General features: G+C 44.3%; 12 protein-coding genes. 7 read left to right on the forward strand and 5 right to left on the reverse strand.

Annotated elements, in window-relative coordinates:
* The first annotated feature begins 556 nt into the window (after positions 1–556).
* The 3 genes from PCAR9_RS16005 (at position 557) to PCAR9_RS16015 (ending at position 2,850) form a co-directional block, all read left to right on the forward strand.
* Complete coding sequence (locus PCAR9_RS16005; protein ID WP_179984474.1) at positions 557–748, forward strand: hypothetical protein; 192 nt, start codon at positions 557–559, stop codon at positions 746–748.
* Between the two features lie 297 nt (positions 749–1,045).
* Positions 1,046–1,915: an MIP/aquaporin family protein gene (locus tag PCAR9_RS16010; protein ID WP_179984475.1), complete on the forward strand. Its 870-nt coding sequence runs from the start codon at positions 1,046–1,048 to the stop codon at positions 1,913–1,915.
* Positions 1,916–1,986: 71 nt separating this feature from the next.
* The gene (locus tag PCAR9_RS16015) at positions 1,987–2,850 is read left to right on the forward strand and encodes a DMT family transporter (protein WP_179984476.1); all 864 of its coding nucleotides are present in this window, start codon (positions 1,987–1,989) and stop codon (positions 2,848–2,850) included.
* An 18-nt stretch (positions 2,851–2,868) separates the two neighbouring features.
* Here PCAR9_RS16015 and PCAR9_RS20125 read toward each other — a convergent pair whose 3' ends face one another.
* Together PCAR9_RS20125 and PCAR9_RS16025 are read right to left on the reverse strand one after the other, a co-directional pair.
* The gene (locus PCAR9_RS20125) at positions 2,869–3,408 is read right to left on the reverse strand and encodes a DUF6314 family protein (protein WP_232091233.1); all 540 of its coding nucleotides are present in this window, start codon (positions 3,406–3,408) and stop codon (positions 2,869–2,871) included.
* A gap of 10 nt (positions 3,409–3,418) precedes the next feature.
* Positions 3,419–5,305, reverse strand: coding sequence for a TonB-dependent receptor domain-containing protein (locus PCAR9_RS16025; RefSeq protein WP_179984477.1), 1,887 nt, complete (start codon positions 5,303–5,305; stop codon positions 3,419–3,421).
* A gap of 296 nt (positions 5,306–5,601) precedes the next feature.
* Here PCAR9_RS16025 and PCAR9_RS16030 point away from each other — a divergent pair, with 296 nt between their 5' ends.
* Positions 5,602–7,725 carry a TonB-dependent siderophore receptor gene (locus tag PCAR9_RS16030; protein ID WP_179984478.1) on the forward strand — a complete coding sequence of 708 codons (2,124 nt, stop codon included), beginning with the start codon at positions 5,602–5,604 and terminating at the stop codon, positions 7,723–7,725.
* A gap of 57 nt (positions 7,726–7,782) precedes the next feature.
* Here the strand turns inward: PCAR9_RS16030 and PCAR9_RS16035 are convergent, their stop codons facing one another.
* The 3 genes from PCAR9_RS16035 to PCAR9_RS16045 all read right to left on the reverse strand — a co-directional run bounded on the left by PCAR9_RS16035 (position 7,783) and on the right by PCAR9_RS16045 (position 12,447).
* Entirely contained in the window at positions 7,783–8,310 is a 528-nt protein-coding gene (locus PCAR9_RS16035) for an ester cyclase (protein WP_014980218.1), read from the reverse strand.
* 183 nt (positions 8,311–8,493) lie between these two features.
* Entirely contained in the window at positions 8,494–10,902 is a 2,409-nt protein-coding gene (locus tag PCAR9_RS16040) for a TonB-dependent receptor (protein WP_014950639.1), read from the reverse strand.
* A 546-nt stretch (positions 10,903–11,448) separates the two neighbouring features.
* On the reverse strand, positions 11,449–12,447 hold the full coding sequence (locus PCAR9_RS16045; protein WP_179984479.1) for an ester cyclase: 999 nt from the start codon (positions 12,445–12,447) through the stop codon (positions 11,449–11,451).
* A gap of 132 nt (positions 12,448–12,579) precedes the next feature.
* Here PCAR9_RS16045 and PCAR9_RS16050 point away from each other — a divergent pair, with 132 nt between their 5' ends.
* Genes PCAR9_RS16050 through PCAR9_RS16060 form a run of 3 tightly spaced genes read left to right on the forward strand, consistent with a single transcriptional unit; the run spans position 12,580 to position 16,195 of the window.
* The gene (locus tag PCAR9_RS16050; RefSeq protein ID WP_014950641.1) at positions 12,580–14,193 is read left to right on the forward strand and encodes a sodium:solute symporter family protein; all 1,614 of its coding nucleotides are present in this window, start codon (positions 12,580–12,582) and stop codon (positions 14,191–14,193) included.
* Positions 14,194–14,225: 32 nt separating this feature from the next.
* Complete coding sequence (locus PCAR9_RS16055; protein WP_039226041.1) at positions 14,226–15,314, forward strand: nuclear transport factor 2 family protein; 1,089 nt, start codon at positions 14,226–14,228, stop codon at positions 15,312–15,314.
* A gap of 2 nt (positions 15,315–15,316) precedes the next feature.
* Positions 15,317–16,195 carry a nuclear transport factor 2 family protein gene (locus tag PCAR9_RS16060; protein WP_179984480.1) on the forward strand — a complete coding sequence of 293 codons (879 nt, stop codon included), beginning with the start codon at positions 15,317–15,319 and terminating at the stop codon, positions 16,193–16,195.
* The last annotated feature ends 966 nt before the right edge of the window (positions 16,196–17,161 follow it).

Consider the following 17,161-nt stretch of genomic DNA (forward strand, 5'->3'; position numbering starts at 1 on the left):
TTATTTTTCTTTTAACGCAAATGATAATGATTTGCGTTTGATCTTATTTATTTAGAAACGTTTTGCAAGAAGAAATGTAGAAATTCGTTAGAAACACTCTGCTAAAGCATTGGGTTTAACGTATTTTTTGCATTAAAAACAGACCGATAGGACGTTAAAAAATTTTCGATGTTTTGCGAGAAAAGAACAGCATCACGTTGGATTGGCAACACGGTATAGTGAAATAAAAAAGAGAGTGGAATAAAAAAGAGATAGAAAGAAAAAAGCGCTTTCTTCTACTCTTAGTAAAGCGGCTTCCCTTACCACAAAAAAATAGTAGTAAGAAGACCGGCACACAAATGGTGTAGCGGTATGCAATTTGTAGCTAGTTAGTCGAGTCACTTACGTAAAACACATTGTCTGGTATTTCATTTCCAATACCTGTGTTGTTACGAATAACATCAGCTAGCGTCGTCAGAAAAATGTTGGCAAGTTTTTTGAAGGTCTTACTAAGAACCATGACCTTATGTTATGAAATTAGGTTTTTCACGCTATAAAACAACGAGATTTTGACACTATGCGCCTACCAACTAAACAGCTTATTAATAAAATAGAAAACTTATCTAATGGCCTAACGCCAGAGCAGTTATCAAACTTTCTCGATATTATTGACGCCATGACGGCACTGGTTGAGGAAGCTGGAGAGTTGAAATCTGATAGCGACACCAAAAATAATATTCCCAGTACAGAGCTTTCTGTATTCCACTAAATTAAGCTTTACAGTGTTCACTGCCTTCAAGCAGGAGCGCTATAGGAAACCAACAACGACGAATATTCGTTTTTGCTCATTTGTAGTTCGTTTATGTTCGTTTTATGATGCCCCCAATTAAATGTACATGGGTAGCTGCGTCAGAATAAGAACTAAACGGCCTGTTAGTTAAATGAACAGTGAATACAATATTGCGCAAAACAAAACGGTTTCTGCCTTCATTTTTCCCTAACATAACTCTGTCGTTTCTTTTTCTGCACAACGTGTTGTACTGGTAAAAGATTTAAAGGATGAATTATGTTACCTCTCAAGGAACCAACGCTTTTCCGCCAGTGTATTGCTGAATTCATAGGCACTGCAATTCTTATTTTCTTTGGTGTTGGTGCAGTCGCAGCATTGGTATTAACCGGTGCTTCTTTCGGTCAATGGGAAATAAGTATTGTCTGGGGGTTTGGCGTAGCTGTTGCCATTTATTGTACTGCTGGGGTTTCAGGTGCACATATCAATCCTGCAGTAACCATTGCGCTTGCGCTTTTTCATGGTTTTGAAAAACACAAAGTAGCTCCCTTCATTCTTTCTCAGTTTCTGGGAGCATTCGCTGCTGCCGCACTTATCTACGGGTTGTATCACCAACTTTTCATAGACTATGAACTCACTCAAAACCTTTCACGCAATAGTGTAGAGGCTTTAGCAACAGCCAGCATTTTCTCTACTTTTCCTCACGAAGCCCTTTCATTCTGGGAGGCCTTTGGCGTTGAGTTCGTTATCACTGCAGTATTGATGTTCGCAATCCTGGCACTGGGCGATGAAAATAACGGCGCATCTCGTGGAGCCATGAATCCGCTACTAATTGGTATTGTCATTGCTGTCATTGGCTCTTCTTTAGGGCCGTTGACCGGTTTTGCTATGAACCCTGCTCGCGATTTTGGTCCAAAGCTATTTTCCTATATTGCAGGATGGGAGTATGCGCTTGATGGGGCGAAAGACATCCCCTACTTTATTGTGCCTATTGTAGCGCCTATATGTGGAGCATGCTTTGGCGCTTGGCTGTACCCTGTATTAATAGGTCATTCCCTTTCGCCAGAAAGTCGCGCCTGCACTATTCCAAACGATTGCGAAACTTCCGCTGTTACACAAACTTCTGAAGCGAGTTTTGATAGAGGGTAAGCTAACTATTGATATACGAGCGGCGATAGCCTATTTTACGCCGCGGTTGAACTTACAAAGAAGCATAGCGTGTGTTTTATTTAATAGCAGTTACTGTCCTGTGGGCATTTTCCTTTTCGCTCATAGGCGAGTTTTTGGCTGGCTCAGTAGACAGTTATTTTGCTGTTTTGACACGCATTGTGCTCGCCACACTTGTTTTCCTCCCCTTTCTTAAGCCGGCATTATTAAACCCTAAACAAAAGGCAGTTCTGGCGAGTTTAGGAGCGGTGCAGCTGGGGTTAATGTACATTTTCTTTTACCACGCGTTTTTGTATTTAACCGTGCCTGAGGTACTACTTTTCACCATTTTTACGCCGCTTTATGTCGCCATTTTAAATGACGCCCTCTTTAAGCGATTTACTCCGTTTTACTTGTTATGTGCACTTGTCGCTACCGCAGGGGCAGCCATAATTCGCTTTGATGGCGTGACTGATAACTACTGGTTTGGTTTTGCCATTGTTCAGGGTGCGAATCTTTCCTTTGCACTAGGACAAGTGGGTTATAAAAAGCTGACCTCGACTTTTACAGCTCAAGTACCCTATCACAACGTATTCGCGTGGTTTTATTTAGGCGCGTTAGTTGTAGCCTTGCCCGCATTTTTCCTATTCGGAAACACAAGCCAACTACCGCAAAATACCGAGCAATGGGGAGTGCTACTGTGGTTGGGTATTGTGGCATCAGGGCTTGGGTATTACTTTTGGAATCAAGGCGCGCTAAAAGTCTCTGGTGGTACGTTAGCCATAATGAACAACGCGCTGATTCCGGCAGGGCTGGTTGTTAATTTACTGCTTTGGCAAAAAGACACAGATTTTACTCGTCTGTTTTTTGGCGGAGCCATCATTGCTATTGCGCTTTGGATGTCTCATCAATACACCAAAAAACAGAAGCAGATCTAAGCCTAAACAAAGCCGATTCTACGCAGGGCTATACTCACTTACCATAGTGTAGTCTTTGCGCGGGCCTTTGACCTGCCATGTTGAGCGCCACACAGGCCACTTTGTAAAGTCATAGCGCACTACATAATTGTCATCGCCGCATAAGTGTTCGGCGTTCGGGTTGCTCGCACTAAATGTATGAAAATGACGTTCATCGTCGAACAACACTTCAAGCAAACCGGTTTGAAGTTGCTGCCAAATATACCGACGCTCTGCTGGCATAACGCTGCCGTTAGGCGCCGTTACCTCACCTTTTTCGTTATACGCTAAGCTGCACATTTCTTTTTTTGCGCCAACGTTGTCTTTGTGTTTTTTGCCTTTGTGTTTTTTGACTATGTCGTCTTTGCCGATGTGGCCGTTATCTACATAGCTTTCACCTACGTAGCTTTTGCCTTCAAGCCAGCTAAATTCAGCCTCGCCAGAAAAGGTAAATACGTCGCCGTTTCGCTGGATGATTTTGCGCGAGAGCGTCCATCGTCCAGCAAAATCGTCCAAGGTATGAGGAGAATTAACGGTCATTGCGCCGTCCTTACCAAAAGTAGGTTACAGTTGCAGAATATTGGTCGCCTCGACCCGGCGTACCAGGAATTTCTTCAAAGCGCTCATCCCACAAGTTATCGACTGCCAATACCAGACTTAACCCTTCAATCTGAGCCGGTGAATATGTGAAAGTGACATGTGAGAAAAACGCAGAGTCACCGCCGTTTCTAAGCGCATTGGTTTCTTGTTTCCGCCACTCGTTGTCAATGCGCACTTCAACCGTATCGGTTGCAAACCACACCAACCCAAGGGTGGCGCGATGCGGCGGATAGTTAAGCGCGTAAAAGCTCGCGTCTACCTCATCAATTCGATAGTCTTCAGACTTATCTAAATAGGTGTAGCTGGCCACCACATCTGCGCTCTCAAAGCGTTTAATAGCAATCACCTCAACACCTAAGGTTTCGATATCAACCGGGTTTGCACTGCGAGCTGAAGTAGCATCGAAGCTATACGTCCAATCTGTCAGCTCGTTATCCCAGCGATAAAATACGGCGGTATCAACTTTGAAAGACGTTTTATCAAATGACGCCCCAAACTCTAAGTTTTTACTGACTTCTCGCTGTAACTGGTTGTTACTTCTAAACAGACCGCTTGTGGTGCTGCCGCCTACAGCAGTGTAGCCAGCCACCTGCGTCGCCTCTGCATACGAAAGATAGAGTGTACGCGAAGCATTGCTCCCTGCTTGGGTAAGCCAACTAATATCGCCCACAAAAGTCAATCGATCGTCGTCGCGATTTGTATCGTCAAACGCCCCACCTAAACGAACGGTAAGCGATTCATTGCTGTTCAACTGAGTTCGATACTCGGGCACTACGCTTATTTTGTAGTAGTCGCGAGAGGTGAAATTGTTCTCTAGCGTGGTTGATGTGATGTCGTCTGCAGTAAGCTGTGCTGCGTAGTTGATACCAAATTCTTGCGAAACATTATGAGTACCGGAAAACGCCAATGACTTCACTTGGGTTTCATGAAACGCCTGAAACGCTTCAGGATTTTCACGTGAGAATACGTAATGGTCGTCATTCTCTCTGTAGTAAGCAGAAACTTCAAAGGTATTTTTCATGCTCTCTTCGCCGTAGCGCTGTTTGTGATTTAGCATGACCAAACGGGTTTGAATGTCTTCTGTCTCGTTTACATTAAAAGGCGTGTACAAGTTAGGCCAGCCAAAAAACTTTTGCTGAAAGCCATAAAACACGTCGGTTTGTGAGTCTTTACTTGCCAGCTGAATACGTCCAGACGCGCGTTCGAAGTCATGATCGCCATTGGCAATAGTGCCATCACTTTCAGAGCGAGAATACTCCCCTTCAACCCCGACAGACCAACCGGGTAAATCACTAAGCGCGTGCTTTACTGCACCGTGTACACGCTGCAAATTGAAGTTGTTATTACCTACTCCCACTGACACACTGCCTGCTGTTTGGATGGGACGCCAGCCGTAAGACACGGTACCTACAGAGCTATTTACGCCGTAAAGCGCGTTATCGACCCCCGTGAAAATACTCGGTTTCGTCAGCATTTCTGGCGCAATGGGAATTTCAGCGAAATAGTGCCCCGTTTGCGGGTCAATAAGCGTTGCGCTTCCTATGCGAAAACCCGTATTTTCGAATATACCGCCGCGAATAGTCACGTCAGCCTGCGCTTCTGCCATGTTCCTTGATTGCAAATCGACTCGCGGATCGTACTCTAAGTTAGATATAGGTGAATTAAACGTCCCTACCGGCTCGTTGTTCGCCGTCGCCGCCCCTTCAATCGTAATTTTTTCTACGCCTTTTTCGTTGCTATTCACGCCAGCGTTAGCGCTTGAAGTATCAACACTTTCAGCGGCCATCGCCGCAAAAGGTACAGTACAGAAGAGCAAAGAGAGTGTTGTATGACGCATTTAGTGTCCTAGTTCAAATTTACGGGTAGCCAGCAATAAGGCGTAACAAAAACGCGAAGTGTATAGCATTGGTAGGCAGAGGAAAACGCCAGACAGTTGAGTTTGGACCAGTATGTTCACTTTGTAACAACGCTTTGCGCGTTTTTACTTTTCAAAAGAAGCTCCCTGTATGCAATTAGTCCTAAATAATCATCAATTTCACCTCTACATCCATCAACACCATTGAGAAAAGAAACGAGATAACATAACATTCGCGACCTCTACAAAACCTGCCAAAGACACGTAATACCTTGCTTATGCTTGACCTTAAAACACCGTTTATATTTTCTTTAGTTGCATTATCAGTAAGCGCCGCTGCGCAAAGTGATGAAAGCTCCCTTCAAGGTGCACATGATGAACTTGAACACATTGAGGTAAAAAGACACTTTCAGCCATACCGTGGTAATGTACCGCTAATCGACACCCCACAAGCAATCGACCGAATTACTGCTGATACCTTAGCGAATGAAGGGATCACGCGCTTCATCGATGCGCTAGATTTTGCGCCCACCATTGTTAGACAAAACAACTCTGGCGGCATGTTCGATAGCTTTGCGATCCGAGGTTTTTCTGGCGATGAAAATAACCCATCGGGTTATTTAATAAACGGCTTCAACGTGCGTGGCTATAGCGGTAATAGAAGCACGGTTAACGTTCAAACCATAGAAGTAATGAAGGGGCCGGGTTCAGCCTTATATGGTCAAGGTGAACCTGGCGGTACCATTAACGTTATTACCAAAAAACCTCAGTTCGAAGAGCAAGGCTACATCCAGGGTACCCTAGGTAATTTTGATAAAAAACAAGTAGAGTTCGATTACACGAACGGCATTAATTCAGACATGGCGTATCGCGTTAACGGTTCATACGAAGACTCTGATACTTATCGCGATAACGTGTTTTTCAAGAATTTGAACCTTAACCCTTCATTCATTTGGAACATTTCTGATCACACCAGCTTAAGCTACCAGATGGAAATATTGGATCAGGAAAAGCCGCTTGATCGCGGTGTGTTCATATTAAATAACGACTTTGACGCCGTAGATGCCGAAGACTTTTATGGTGATGTTAGAGACGGAGCCCATGAAGTTAAAGCCTTCGGACATCAGCTAGTGTTAAATCACGAGTTGAATCACAACTGGCATTTACTCAGTGGCTTCGCCTACAGAGACTCTTCTTTTGAAGGGCAGTCATCAGATACTGAACTGTCAGAAGGCCGTCAGCTTTTGTATACCGACCCATCTATACTTTCAAGGCAACGCAGAACCCGTGACTATCAAGCGCAAGACTTATCACTACGCTTTGAATTAAGTGGCGTGGTAGATGTGGCAGGCTTCGTAAATAACGTCTTGTTTGGTTTGGACTATTACAACTACCACATCGATACAGACTATCGTCGTTGGCGCACTGCGTGGGGTGCGGGTGATACCACTTATAGCATCGACCCTGAAAATCCAGACTACACTATTTTCAGACCTGACGTTACGCCTACTACACTCACGGCTGAAAAGCAAAAAGGGTTAGGTTTCTACGCACAAGATGTTATAGAACTTAGCGAAGCAACCAAGCTTTTAGTTGGCTTTCGCGTGGACAAATTCGAGCAAGACATTCTTAATAAGTTAAGCAATGAAGGGCAAGAACAAGACCAAACGGAAGTGACGCCACGCTTTGGTTTCGTGTATGAAATCAATGATTCTGTAAGCCTTTACACTAGTTATGCAGAAGGTTTCAGACCCAACCCCGGACTTGACTCTGACCGCAACGCGTTTGACCCTGAAGAAACCACTTCTTTTGAGGTAGGTGCTAAATGGGAAAACATTGCTGATATGTTTTCAGGTAGCATCGCTATTTTTGATGCTGAAAAAACCAACATGCTAACCGCAGAACCGAACACTGGCTTTTCTGCCACGCTTGGAGAAGTTGAAAGCCAAGGGGTTGAATTTCAGTTAACGACTGACCTTACTTCAGACATTCGCCTTGATATGGCATACGCATACATAGATGCTAAAACCGCTAACGAAGTCAATAACTTGGATTGGGGCGTGCCTATACCTAAAGGGTCGCGATTAATCAATATCGCCAAGCATTCGGGGTATATCTCGCTTAACCATTTCACCAGCGTATTTGAAAAAGAAGCGTTCTTTGGTGTGACCATGCGTTACGTTGGCGATCGCTTAGGACAAACCACCGATCCAACATTCATTTTGCCGTCTTATACCCTTGTGAACTTAGCAGGGTCAGTGAATATCAGCGATGCACTTTCTATGAGATTTGACGTGAATAATCTGTTCGACAGAGATTACTTTGAGAACTCATACCATCAGCTTTGGACTATGCCAGGCTCACCAACTAACTATACGGTAAGCGTTAAGTACCAGTTCTAGTAATAAAATCAAACAAGCCGGTGGCTTCGATGTTCCGGCTTGTTTGTTATACATTTTCTATTCGCCGTTTTGCACTGGCATTTTCCCTGAGTCACGGTTTTCCCACCCGTGCCCGTTGAACGGATCTACACCTAGCTGCTGCATAATGTAGGGGAAGTCAACGTTAACCCAGTTATCTACAATTTTACCGTCTACCACTTTCCAAAAATCCATATAGCGAATTTCAACTCTTTTACCGGTAGGCTCTATTCCCATAAAGGTTCCAGTGTGAACCGCTTCTTGGCGACCAAACGCAGCGCACCACTCACCTTGTGTGACGCGAGCTTCATCTATACAAACTTTATCAGAAAACGCAGCCTGAAACGGTCGCTGCCAGTTGTCTTGAAACTCTTTTAACCCTTGTTTGAAACCGCAACCTGCATTGCCCATCCAGCGAAAGTTCTCGCTGAAGAAACGGCCCATATTGTCGATATCATGATCATTTAATCCATCGACCATAGCGTCTATGGTATCAATGGTTTCCTGCGTTTTTGACAAGTCGTTGTCTTTTGTAAGAATGCCTTGTTCTGGACGTGAACCTTTCATCTCATATCTCCCAAAAAAGTGTTGAGTACTGCATATTAAAAGCTCTGTTTAAAGAATGCGTAATTAGGGTTTTGAAACAGAGCGTAAAGTAGAGATTTAGCGCTAAGAACCAAAACTGGGCTCATCACCCTAGTGATTGCCCAGTTTGTTCAGCGTTTAAAATAGCGCACTGCGCTACACGTGTTAGTCGAACTTGTACTGTAAGCTTACGCCATATGTACGCGGGTTATTCCAGTTTGCCTGAATGGAGTTGATAGGCAGCCCATTAAGCACTTGAGACTGAACCACTGCACGAGTAAGCACTTCTTCATCCGTCAGGTTATTTGCAAAGAAATCGACGTTTAAATTTTCATTTACTTCCCAAGAAATGCGAGCCGTTACCATGGCGTGAGCATCTACTTTTGTTTCAGGAATATTGATATCAAACGCGTAGTGATCGTCAACAAAGTTCACATGAAGATAAGGCGTTAAGTAACCGCCATTTGGCAATGAGTACTCATACCTTGCGCTTAGGCCCAGCGTATAATCAGGCGACATAGCTGGAGAGTAACCCGCAAAGCTAAACTGGCTATTTGGATCGTTTATATCCTGACGGCCATCAACATTGCCTAACCCAAGTAGCGGCTGAAGTTGAGAATTACCTACAGCAAAGTCGTCAGCGAACTCGGCGTTAAGAAGCGCCAAAGTTGCATTTAACGTTAACTCGCTTAGTGGGCGCCATTCCAAATCAGCTTCTAACCCGTAGGTGTCAACCTGACCACCGTTTTCATAGTATTCAAAGGTTGTACTAACGCCAGTAGAAACGCACTGTGCCACGGTTAAGTCAGTTGTTGTGTCGTTACACGAAACTGCAAACAACTGCGCTTTCACGTCGTCGTATTGGTTTGCAAAAGCAGAAACATTAAACCGAACGGTGTTATCGAATAAAAAGCTCTTCAGGCCAATTTCGTAAGAAATAACTTCTTCATTGTCGTATAGCGGATCGGCGCCACGCGCTACCACCCTCGCGTCGTTAGCACCACCAGTACGATAACCTGTTGCTGCACTGGCATAGACCATCATGTCTTTTGCAACATCTAGCTCATAAGCTAACTTCCACAATACCGCTGAGTCGTCCCAATCGGGAATTGAATCGCCTGTAAATGTCTTTTCGTCTTTGTTGTAGCGAAGGCCAACCAACAAGCGGTTGCTGTCGTTAAGTTGATAACGAGCTTGCCCAAATACGGCTACAGAGTCGACTTCATGCGGGTCGTGATTTGGATTTCCCCACGAAGGAACCGTAATAGAATCTGGCTCACCGTTACCGGTTGTATCCTCACGCCACAGCCATTCCCAATCCGCTTCTTGCGAGAACAAATAAACGCCTGCTATCCAAGAAAACGGGCTATCGCTTTCAACAGACGACAACTGTAGTTCGGTAGAAAACGCTTTTTGATCGTCCTGACGTCCAAAGCCACCAACAAAGTCTAAGCCACCATCGCTGTAGTCGTTATCGTAGAATTGCTCGCCTGACAGTTCAGAGTAGTTAGTGGTCCACTTTGCGTTTGCCCAGTCCATCGCCCAGTCGAGTGTCAAGGTTGCCGACCACGCTTCTTGGTTATCAAAAGACACCGCATTTCTGTATACATCGTAAGGGCCTTCATCATCTCGCTCTGCATCAGCTGGCTGATAAATGTGGCCAGGTGTTACCGTAGCAATAGGGTTGTAAACGCCCGACCCCGGTGAAGTTTCAGAAATTTGATAACCCGCAATTTGTTGGTAACCCCAAATCGCTTCTGAGTTTGCGTCTTTCTTACTGTAATCAAGGCGAAGCAATGCAGTAACATCGTCTGAGAATTCGTATTTAGTCGTGTTACGTAAGTAGAATTGGTTTTTCTCGCGTAAATCGTCTGACGAGCCCGGCAAGAAATGGTTTTCGATCATGCCGTCATGACGGTCGTGACTCATGACAAAGCGCGTAGCGGCCTTATCACTAAGCGGCAGGTTTAGAATAGCTTCATAGGCCGAACGGTCATAGCTACCATGAGTAAGTTTCACAGAACCACTGGTATAGCCAAGTTCAGGCTGCTTTGAAATAACGTTGATACTACCTGCAAATGTATTTCTTCCATACAATGTTCCCTGCGGCCCGCGCAGTACTTCAATGCGCTCAATATCAACGTAAGCCCCTAAGCCACCGGTGGTCGTTGGCACATAAATACCATCCTGGAAAATACCAACAACTTGTTCAGCAATACCTGTACCGGCCACGCCGACTTCGTTGGTACGAGCACCACGCATAGCGGGACGAACTTCACCACCCGAGCTGCCTATTCTTAATCCGGGAACAACGTTTTCAAGACCGCTAATATTTTCAATGCCGTTACGCAAAATATCATCTGCACCTAACGCGCTTACAGAAGACGATACTTCCTGCAAATCTTGAGATTGTCGGTTTGCTGTTACTTCAATACGTTCAACACCCGCTGCTTTAGCTTCGCTGTCAGGGGTTTCTTGTTGGGCGCTAGCGCAAAAACTAACGCTGATTAGAAGTGCACTTTGAATAGCGCGGGAGAGGTATGTTGTATGGTACTTTCGTTGGTCTTGCTTCATCGTGATAGTTCCCGGATTAATAAAACCTTATCTGCAGTAACCTGTTAGTGCCCTGCGTTTATCAAGCCTTTGATGACCCTGCCTGTGACAACATCATACTAGGTTGTTTAATTCTTGGTCTAAACAAACATACAACTCAATTTACTTCGAAGTCAATAAAAATGTTCAAAGATTGTTAATTCATGAATTTTAATTTTTTGTTTAAATACATTAAGAACAAATAATATATTGTAATAAAAGGATTTATTTATAAACAAAGAGCTTTAACAATGACAGTTAAAATAAGATTTCGAAGTATAAATATAGACTTCAAGTCAAAAATGACTGGTAGGATCTGCATAGAAAAATGGCACTCGGATGGATAGAAACCGAATGCTGATGCATGAGTTAAGCATTAGTGAAAAAAGGTAAGAAAGTGCATTTGAGATAGCTTGGGTTATCAGAAAGCCCACCTAGCAAAAACGGACGTTTTGCTAGGTAGCTTCGAGGGAAAATGACGTCAGTCAGTACACCAATTTCAGGTATAAAGCCTTTGGTATTGTTCGATTAACTGTAGGTGGCAGTGCGCGATAAGATATCTAACCCTTGCTGTTTTAACCAATAAGGCACATCCATCAACACCCAGTTTTCCAGTAATTTATCCCCTTTGCGATAGTACACATCAACCACTCGCATGTCGGCACGAATACCCGACGCCGGCATGCCGAACAAGCCGCCACCAGCCGTATTCGATAGGTTCGGCCAGCCAAAGAAACAGGCAAAATTGCCTTCACTAAAGCGCGCCACATGACCATTAAAAACTTTATCTTTCAGTCCCTTACGAAAAGGAAATTGATGTTGCTGCTGGTAACGCTCGATAGTAAATGTAGCCCCTATTCCCGCTGGGCCATACCACACCATATCTTCACTCCAGCATTTGGCGAGAAGCTCTGGAGGACAGTTGTCGTTACCCGATTTATTTAAAGAATCTAGGTCTTTTACCATGTCCTCAACCAGCTCAATGGTCTTTTTAGACTCCTGAGGATCTTGCTCTTCAAACAGTAAACCGTTGTGATCACATGGCCCTGGATAAACAAACGTATGGCCTGTTTCTACGGGCAAAGGATTAAGCCCAACTTGCTGCATTAGTGCAATTAAGTCGAAGAAAATAGCGTGGCTAACTATCTTATCTTCACGTACTTCAAAAAACTCGGCATACCGTAAAAAAGCCAGTTTGCCCGTACTTCTAATGCCAAGAAATGGCTTGTCGAACAGTCCAGCAAAGTGACCCATCGACATAACCCACTTGCCTTCGCCGGCGCTGTTATCTCCCGCCATGAATACGTCCTCACGGCGCTTCATACGCGTAAAACTCTGTTTTAACGGCTCCCACAACTCTTTCACTAATTCTGCTGGAGTCGAACATTTATCAAACGGATAGCAGGCATAAATCTTTGCATTTTCATCAACATACGATTTCACTACGCCTTTAACATCACTTGCCTCACCTTTGTCAAAAGCGGCTTGATAGGATCTGACAACGGCTTTTTCGCTATTAAAACTCATGACTTACGCCTCTTTGTTTAAAAAATTGTTAATACTGGCCTGAAATAATTAATGACTTCGAAGTCATTATGTATTAGGTTGAATATTATTGTAAATAGAAAGCGCGCTTATTAAGCAGGCAGAGTAAAGAATATGACTGAAAATTTTGGCGTTTTAAACTGGTCTATCTTAGGCGGGTACATCATTGCCAACCTGTTGCTAGGTTTGGTGATTGGTAAAAATATAAAAAATTCCGACGATTTTTATCTCGGTCAAAAACAAACTCCGTGGTGGGCAATAGGTATTTCGGTTATTGCCACTTACGTTAGCGCCATGACGTTTCTTGGGGCACCAGCCTGGGCTTATTCAGAGGGGCTATCCGTTATAGCACTTCATTTGAACTACCCTCTCGTCATCATGGCTGTAATCATATTCTTTTTCCCATTCTTCTATAACGCGGGTGTCGCGTCCATTTACGATTACCAAGAACGGCGTTTCGGCAAGCGTGCCCGCGCCATGGTATCCAGCATTTTTATGCTAAGCCAAATCATGAGCTCAGCAGCTATTCTTTATGCTACCTCTCTTGTGTTGTCGTTCATTACTGGCGTACCTGTAGTGTGGTCTATCGTTATAGTTACTGCCATAGCGCTTATCTACACCATGATGGGCGGCATTACTGCCGTAATTTGGACTGACGTTATTCAGTCAGTGATCTTATTTGTGGGCGCGGGCATCATTATGTACGCCCTGCTTGAAAGCGGCGACACTACGCTATCTTCATCAATGAGCGAGCTTAAAGCTCAGGGTAAATTAAACCCACTTAATTGGGACTTCGACTTTACTGAAGAAACTACAGTGTGGAGCGGCATTATTGCTATGACGCTGTACCACATCACCGTATACGGCACCAACCAAATGATGGTGCAGCGAACGCTGGCTGCCAAGAATATTGGTGACGCCAAAAAATCTTATTTATTAATGGGTTTCTGCGCGTTCTTCATCTACTTCTTCTTCATTGTACTTGGCGTGTTGTTCTACGACTTTTATCAAGGCAAAACCTTCGAAAACAGCAACACAATCATTTTGCAGTTCGCAACCGATTACGGCTTGCCGGGTTTAATGGGCATTATTGCAGCCGCGGTTATGGCCGCTTCCATGTCTAGCCTAGACTCCTCATTTAACTCGCTATCGACAGTGGCAACTATCGATTTCTACATCAAATACTTCAAGAAAGACGCGTCGGACGCCCATTACCTTAAGGCTTCACGTATTTTCACCTTGTTCTTCGCCGTACTTATTATTTTTCCAGCAATTGGCTACCACCTATTCAGTGAAGGCTCAATTTTAGAAATTTTGTCTAAAGTAGGCTCCTATTTTGTAGGTGCGCAAATGGGCATGTTCTTCTTAGGATTTTTCTCTAAGCAAACAACCGAAAATGGCCTGATCATTGGTACCTTAAGCGGCTTTATTGTTGTGACTTTAGTGGCCTTAAATACAGATATCGCGTGGCCTTGGTACTGCATCATAGGTGCAAGTGCCAACATTGTGGTGTCTATGATTGCTAGTCGCCTTATCGATGGCGTTCAAACCGAATACAACGCTTATACCATTAAAGGGCAGCAGCAACACTTCGCGCGCGAAGGTCTCGATGAGAAAGAGCAAGGATGGTATCGCGTACCCGGCCGCGTAGACCCAATCAACTACATATTGTTTGGGTTCTTCTTACTCACACTCGTGTTCTTATTTTCAATTCAATTTATGTTTTAAAAGCCAAACTCAGCGCTTTTGAGGGAGATTCTATGAGCGAAACATCCATAGCAAAAACGGTGTATTGGCAGCCTCTGCATGACATGCTGGACCCTGCACGAAGTAAAACGCAAACCTTAGCGGGTTTCGATGAAGAGTTTGTCGACTTAGCAGACTATATTTTGCGCATTACCCATCGTATTTGGGAGCAGAAAAATATTGGCGCTTGCTACGATTATTATGCTGACTACTGCCCGGTACATACGCTTGGCGGTTATGCCGACAGTGTTGATGTGGTGGTTCAAAATACGTTAAAAACCATTGCCGCCTTCCCTGACAGGTCGCTTATAGGTGAAGACGTTATTTACCGTGAAGAAGCCAACGATGTGTATTATTCGTCGCACCGTATCACCAGTATTATGACCAATAAGGGCCCCTCTGAATTTGGCGCGCCAACAGGCAAAACCGGGCGTGTAACCACCATTGCAGACTGCATGTGCAGAGACAATAAGATTTTTTACGAATGGCTAATGCGAGACAATAGCTTTCTTATCGCTCAGCTTGGTATTGAGCTAGACGATGCTGCAGCGTTTCAAGCCAAGTTTCCTGTTTCGAGCACGTTTACCCAATGGCTAAATGAAGAGTACGCACGAACATGTGCTAACGAGGCATCGCGCTGGGAAGCATTGCCAGAACAAGACAAGCCGTGGGGCGACTTTGCCAAATCATGGGCCGACCAAATCTTCAATAAGCGCATGTTCAATAAGCTCTCTGACTTTTATAAACCTAATGCGTCAGTGCAGTGGCCGGGCGGACGCCAAGCCACTGGCAATGCAGCTATTGGCGGCATGTTCATTAAGTACTTGGCCAGTTGCCCAGACGCCAACATGGTAGTAGATCACATTTGCGTTACCCATTACGACGACAATCGCGTGAACATTGCGCTTAGGTGGGGACTGGCAGGTCATTACAATGCTACACAAAGCAAATATGCGCAGTTTAATCAGCAACCCCATTACATTTTAGGTGCAACTCATTTTGAGATTGAAGACGGTGTAATAGCCAAGGAGTTTACGGTGTTTGACGAAGTAGCAGCGTTGGCAAACCTTATGCGCAAACTACCACAAGCGACGGAGGCATAAGCATGTTAAGCACAATTCAGCAGTTGCTAGAAAAACAAGACACACAAACACTTACCGCTGCCTTGCTTCATTCAAGCCGCTGGCTTTTAGGAGAAAGACTGCACTACGGGCCAATTCAGCAACGGGGTTTAATGGCTAATTGGCTTGATATTACAACGCATTTTGAGACCTTTGAATTATGCGCGAAGGTGCAAAGTGGTGATGTTGAAGCAGGCGTATTTTGTCTTTCATCAGCATCGACCACCACATACTTTATTGCACAATGCGAACATCGCAATGGCGCTATCAAGCAATTGCTTCAATGGGTAGACAGTGCTTCACTAGCGGCACACTACAATACAAAAGAAGCCCCTGGCTATGACAACTCGATGTCGCTACCTTTTTGGCCGGAGCCAGACCCATTACAGCTGAGCGAATTTGACCCTCAACTTCATCTTAAGACAACCCATGCGGGCATTAACGATGTGGTTGCAAGTAACACTAGCGATAAGAGCAAGGCGCTACTGTCGCGATGGTGGCAAGTGTGGCAAGGCTTCGACACGGCTGGCATCAAAGAACTATACAGTGACGCTACCCATATTAGCGTAAATAGCCAAGTGTTAAACAAAGAAGGTTCCCCTTCAGTCTCGTCTTGGCTGACTCAACTTGAGGGAAAGTTACACCGCCGTTATTGCCAGTTGGAACAAGTAATAGCTGATGAAAGTAACGCGCTAGTTAGATGGCGAATAGATGCAGACCTGAAGACTGATAACGGCCTAGTACGCGTGCGCCTGCCCTTAGCAACCATGCTTACGTTTAAAGAGAATAAGATTGTGAGCGAGTACTGGGTAGTTGATTCTATCGCGTTTGAAAAACGCTTTGGTGCCCCCCTTCCCTTCTAACCACCCTTTTTAAGCTAACGTATCAGCTTCCAGTCACTAAAATTTGATACGTTAGAATTTTGCGCCTCTCCGTGTGTAGAGGCGTTTTTTTTGGCTTTCTATTAGTGGTGATTAGAGGTTGAGGGGTTAGTTTTTTTGTGGATGCTTTAGTTTTAAGGGACGGCTGTTGGCAAGGAGCGGATATTCAGAAAATTTCCTTGAACTTCGGTCCTGGTCTCAGATTCCTATATGGAAAACATTCATAAAAACGTAAAAAGTGATAATAAGTGATCTGAGGCTATAGCCCCTTGTATTACTGCTGATGACCGTTCAGTCAAGCGGACATCAACAAATTAATAATGCATATAGACAAATTAGACTCTCCGATTACCGCCAATACTTGTCGAGCCCAGCAGGTTTTCGAACCCGCACAAACCTCAAGCTTTGACGACTACACCATCCCACGATGGTTTTGACTTTGATGCATAAGTTGCAAAACATGCGAGAGCTTGAGCATACTATATGTTGAGGCAAGAACTTCCACAAATCTCATTTCGAATTTTAGGATCACAGTTCAGTTCACTGAATTACCTTGGCGAAAACTCATTTCATATTTTCTTCAAAACACCTATTAGGAAAACCTACCAGAATCAAATACGGCTGCCATTGTGCCTAGTATGGCGTTAATGTTTCTTATGCTCCGTCCATAATCAGCGATGGCACGTTGATGGCAGCCAGCGATGCCCTAGCGGATAGTTATCCATTAGCCAGCACGGGCCGTGGTGAGCTTCTGCCCTTTTGATCAAGAAAATCGCGTTCGTAGTGAGTAAAGTCGCTATTACAATAAGGGGATCCCCCTACTTTAGTATTAATTATTATTAATGCTTAATAAAGTGCACGCAATGTTAGCATCTCATTAACATTTATTTAGCAATCTGCAAATACCTAAGTTAAATAAACGAATTTTCTTAAGCTTAAGTTAACGAT

It is taken from the genome of Alteromonas macleodii (genome assembly GCF_903772925.1).
Lineage (GTDB): Bacteria > Pseudomonadota > Gammaproteobacteria > Enterobacterales > Alteromonadaceae > Alteromonas > Alteromonas macleodii_A.

What these genes read in the sequence shown, in the direction of transcription:
- PCAR9_RS16005 (WP_179984474.1), top strand. Translation starts at nt 557, where the DNA reads ATGCGCCTACCAACTAAACAGCTTATTAATAAAATAGAAAACTTATCT.
- PCAR9_RS16010 (WP_179984475.1), top strand. Translation starts at nt 1,046, where the DNA reads ATGTTACCTCTCAAGGAACCAACGCTTTTCCGCCAGTGTATTGCTGAA.
- PCAR9_RS20125 (WP_232091233.1), bottom strand. Translation starts at nt 3,408, where the DNA reads ATGACCGTTAATTCTCCTCATACCTTGGACGATTTTGCTGGACGATGG.
- PCAR9_RS16025 (WP_179984477.1), bottom strand. Translation starts at nt 5,305, where the DNA reads ATGCGTCATACAACACTCTCTTTGCTCTTCTGTACTGTACCTTTTGCG.
- PCAR9_RS16030 (WP_179984478.1), top strand. Translation starts at nt 5,602, where the DNA reads ATGCTTGACCTTAAAACACCGTTTATATTTTCTTTAGTTGCATTATCA.
- PCAR9_RS16035 (WP_014980218.1), bottom strand. Translation starts at nt 8,310, where the DNA reads ATGAAAGGTTCACGTCCAGAACAAGGCATTCTTACAAAAGACAACGAC.
- PCAR9_RS16040 (WP_014950639.1), bottom strand. Translation starts at nt 10,902, where the DNA reads ATGAAGCAAGACCAACGAAAGTACCATACAACATACCTCTCCCGCGCT.
- PCAR9_RS16045 (WP_179984479.1), bottom strand. Translation starts at nt 12,447, where the DNA reads ATGAGTTTTAATAGCGAAAAAGCCGTTGTCAGATCCTATCAAGCCGCT.
- PCAR9_RS16050 (WP_014950641.1), top strand. Translation starts at nt 12,580, where the DNA reads ATGACTGAAAATTTTGGCGTTTTAAACTGGTCTATCTTAGGCGGGTAC.
- PCAR9_RS16055 (WP_039226041.1), top strand. Translation starts at nt 14,226, where the DNA reads ATGAGCGAAACATCCATAGCAAAAACGGTGTATTGGCAGCCTCTGCAT.
- PCAR9_RS16060 (WP_179984480.1), top strand. Translation starts at nt 15,317, where the DNA reads ATGTTAAGCACAATTCAGCAGTTGCTAGAAAAACAAGACACACAAACA.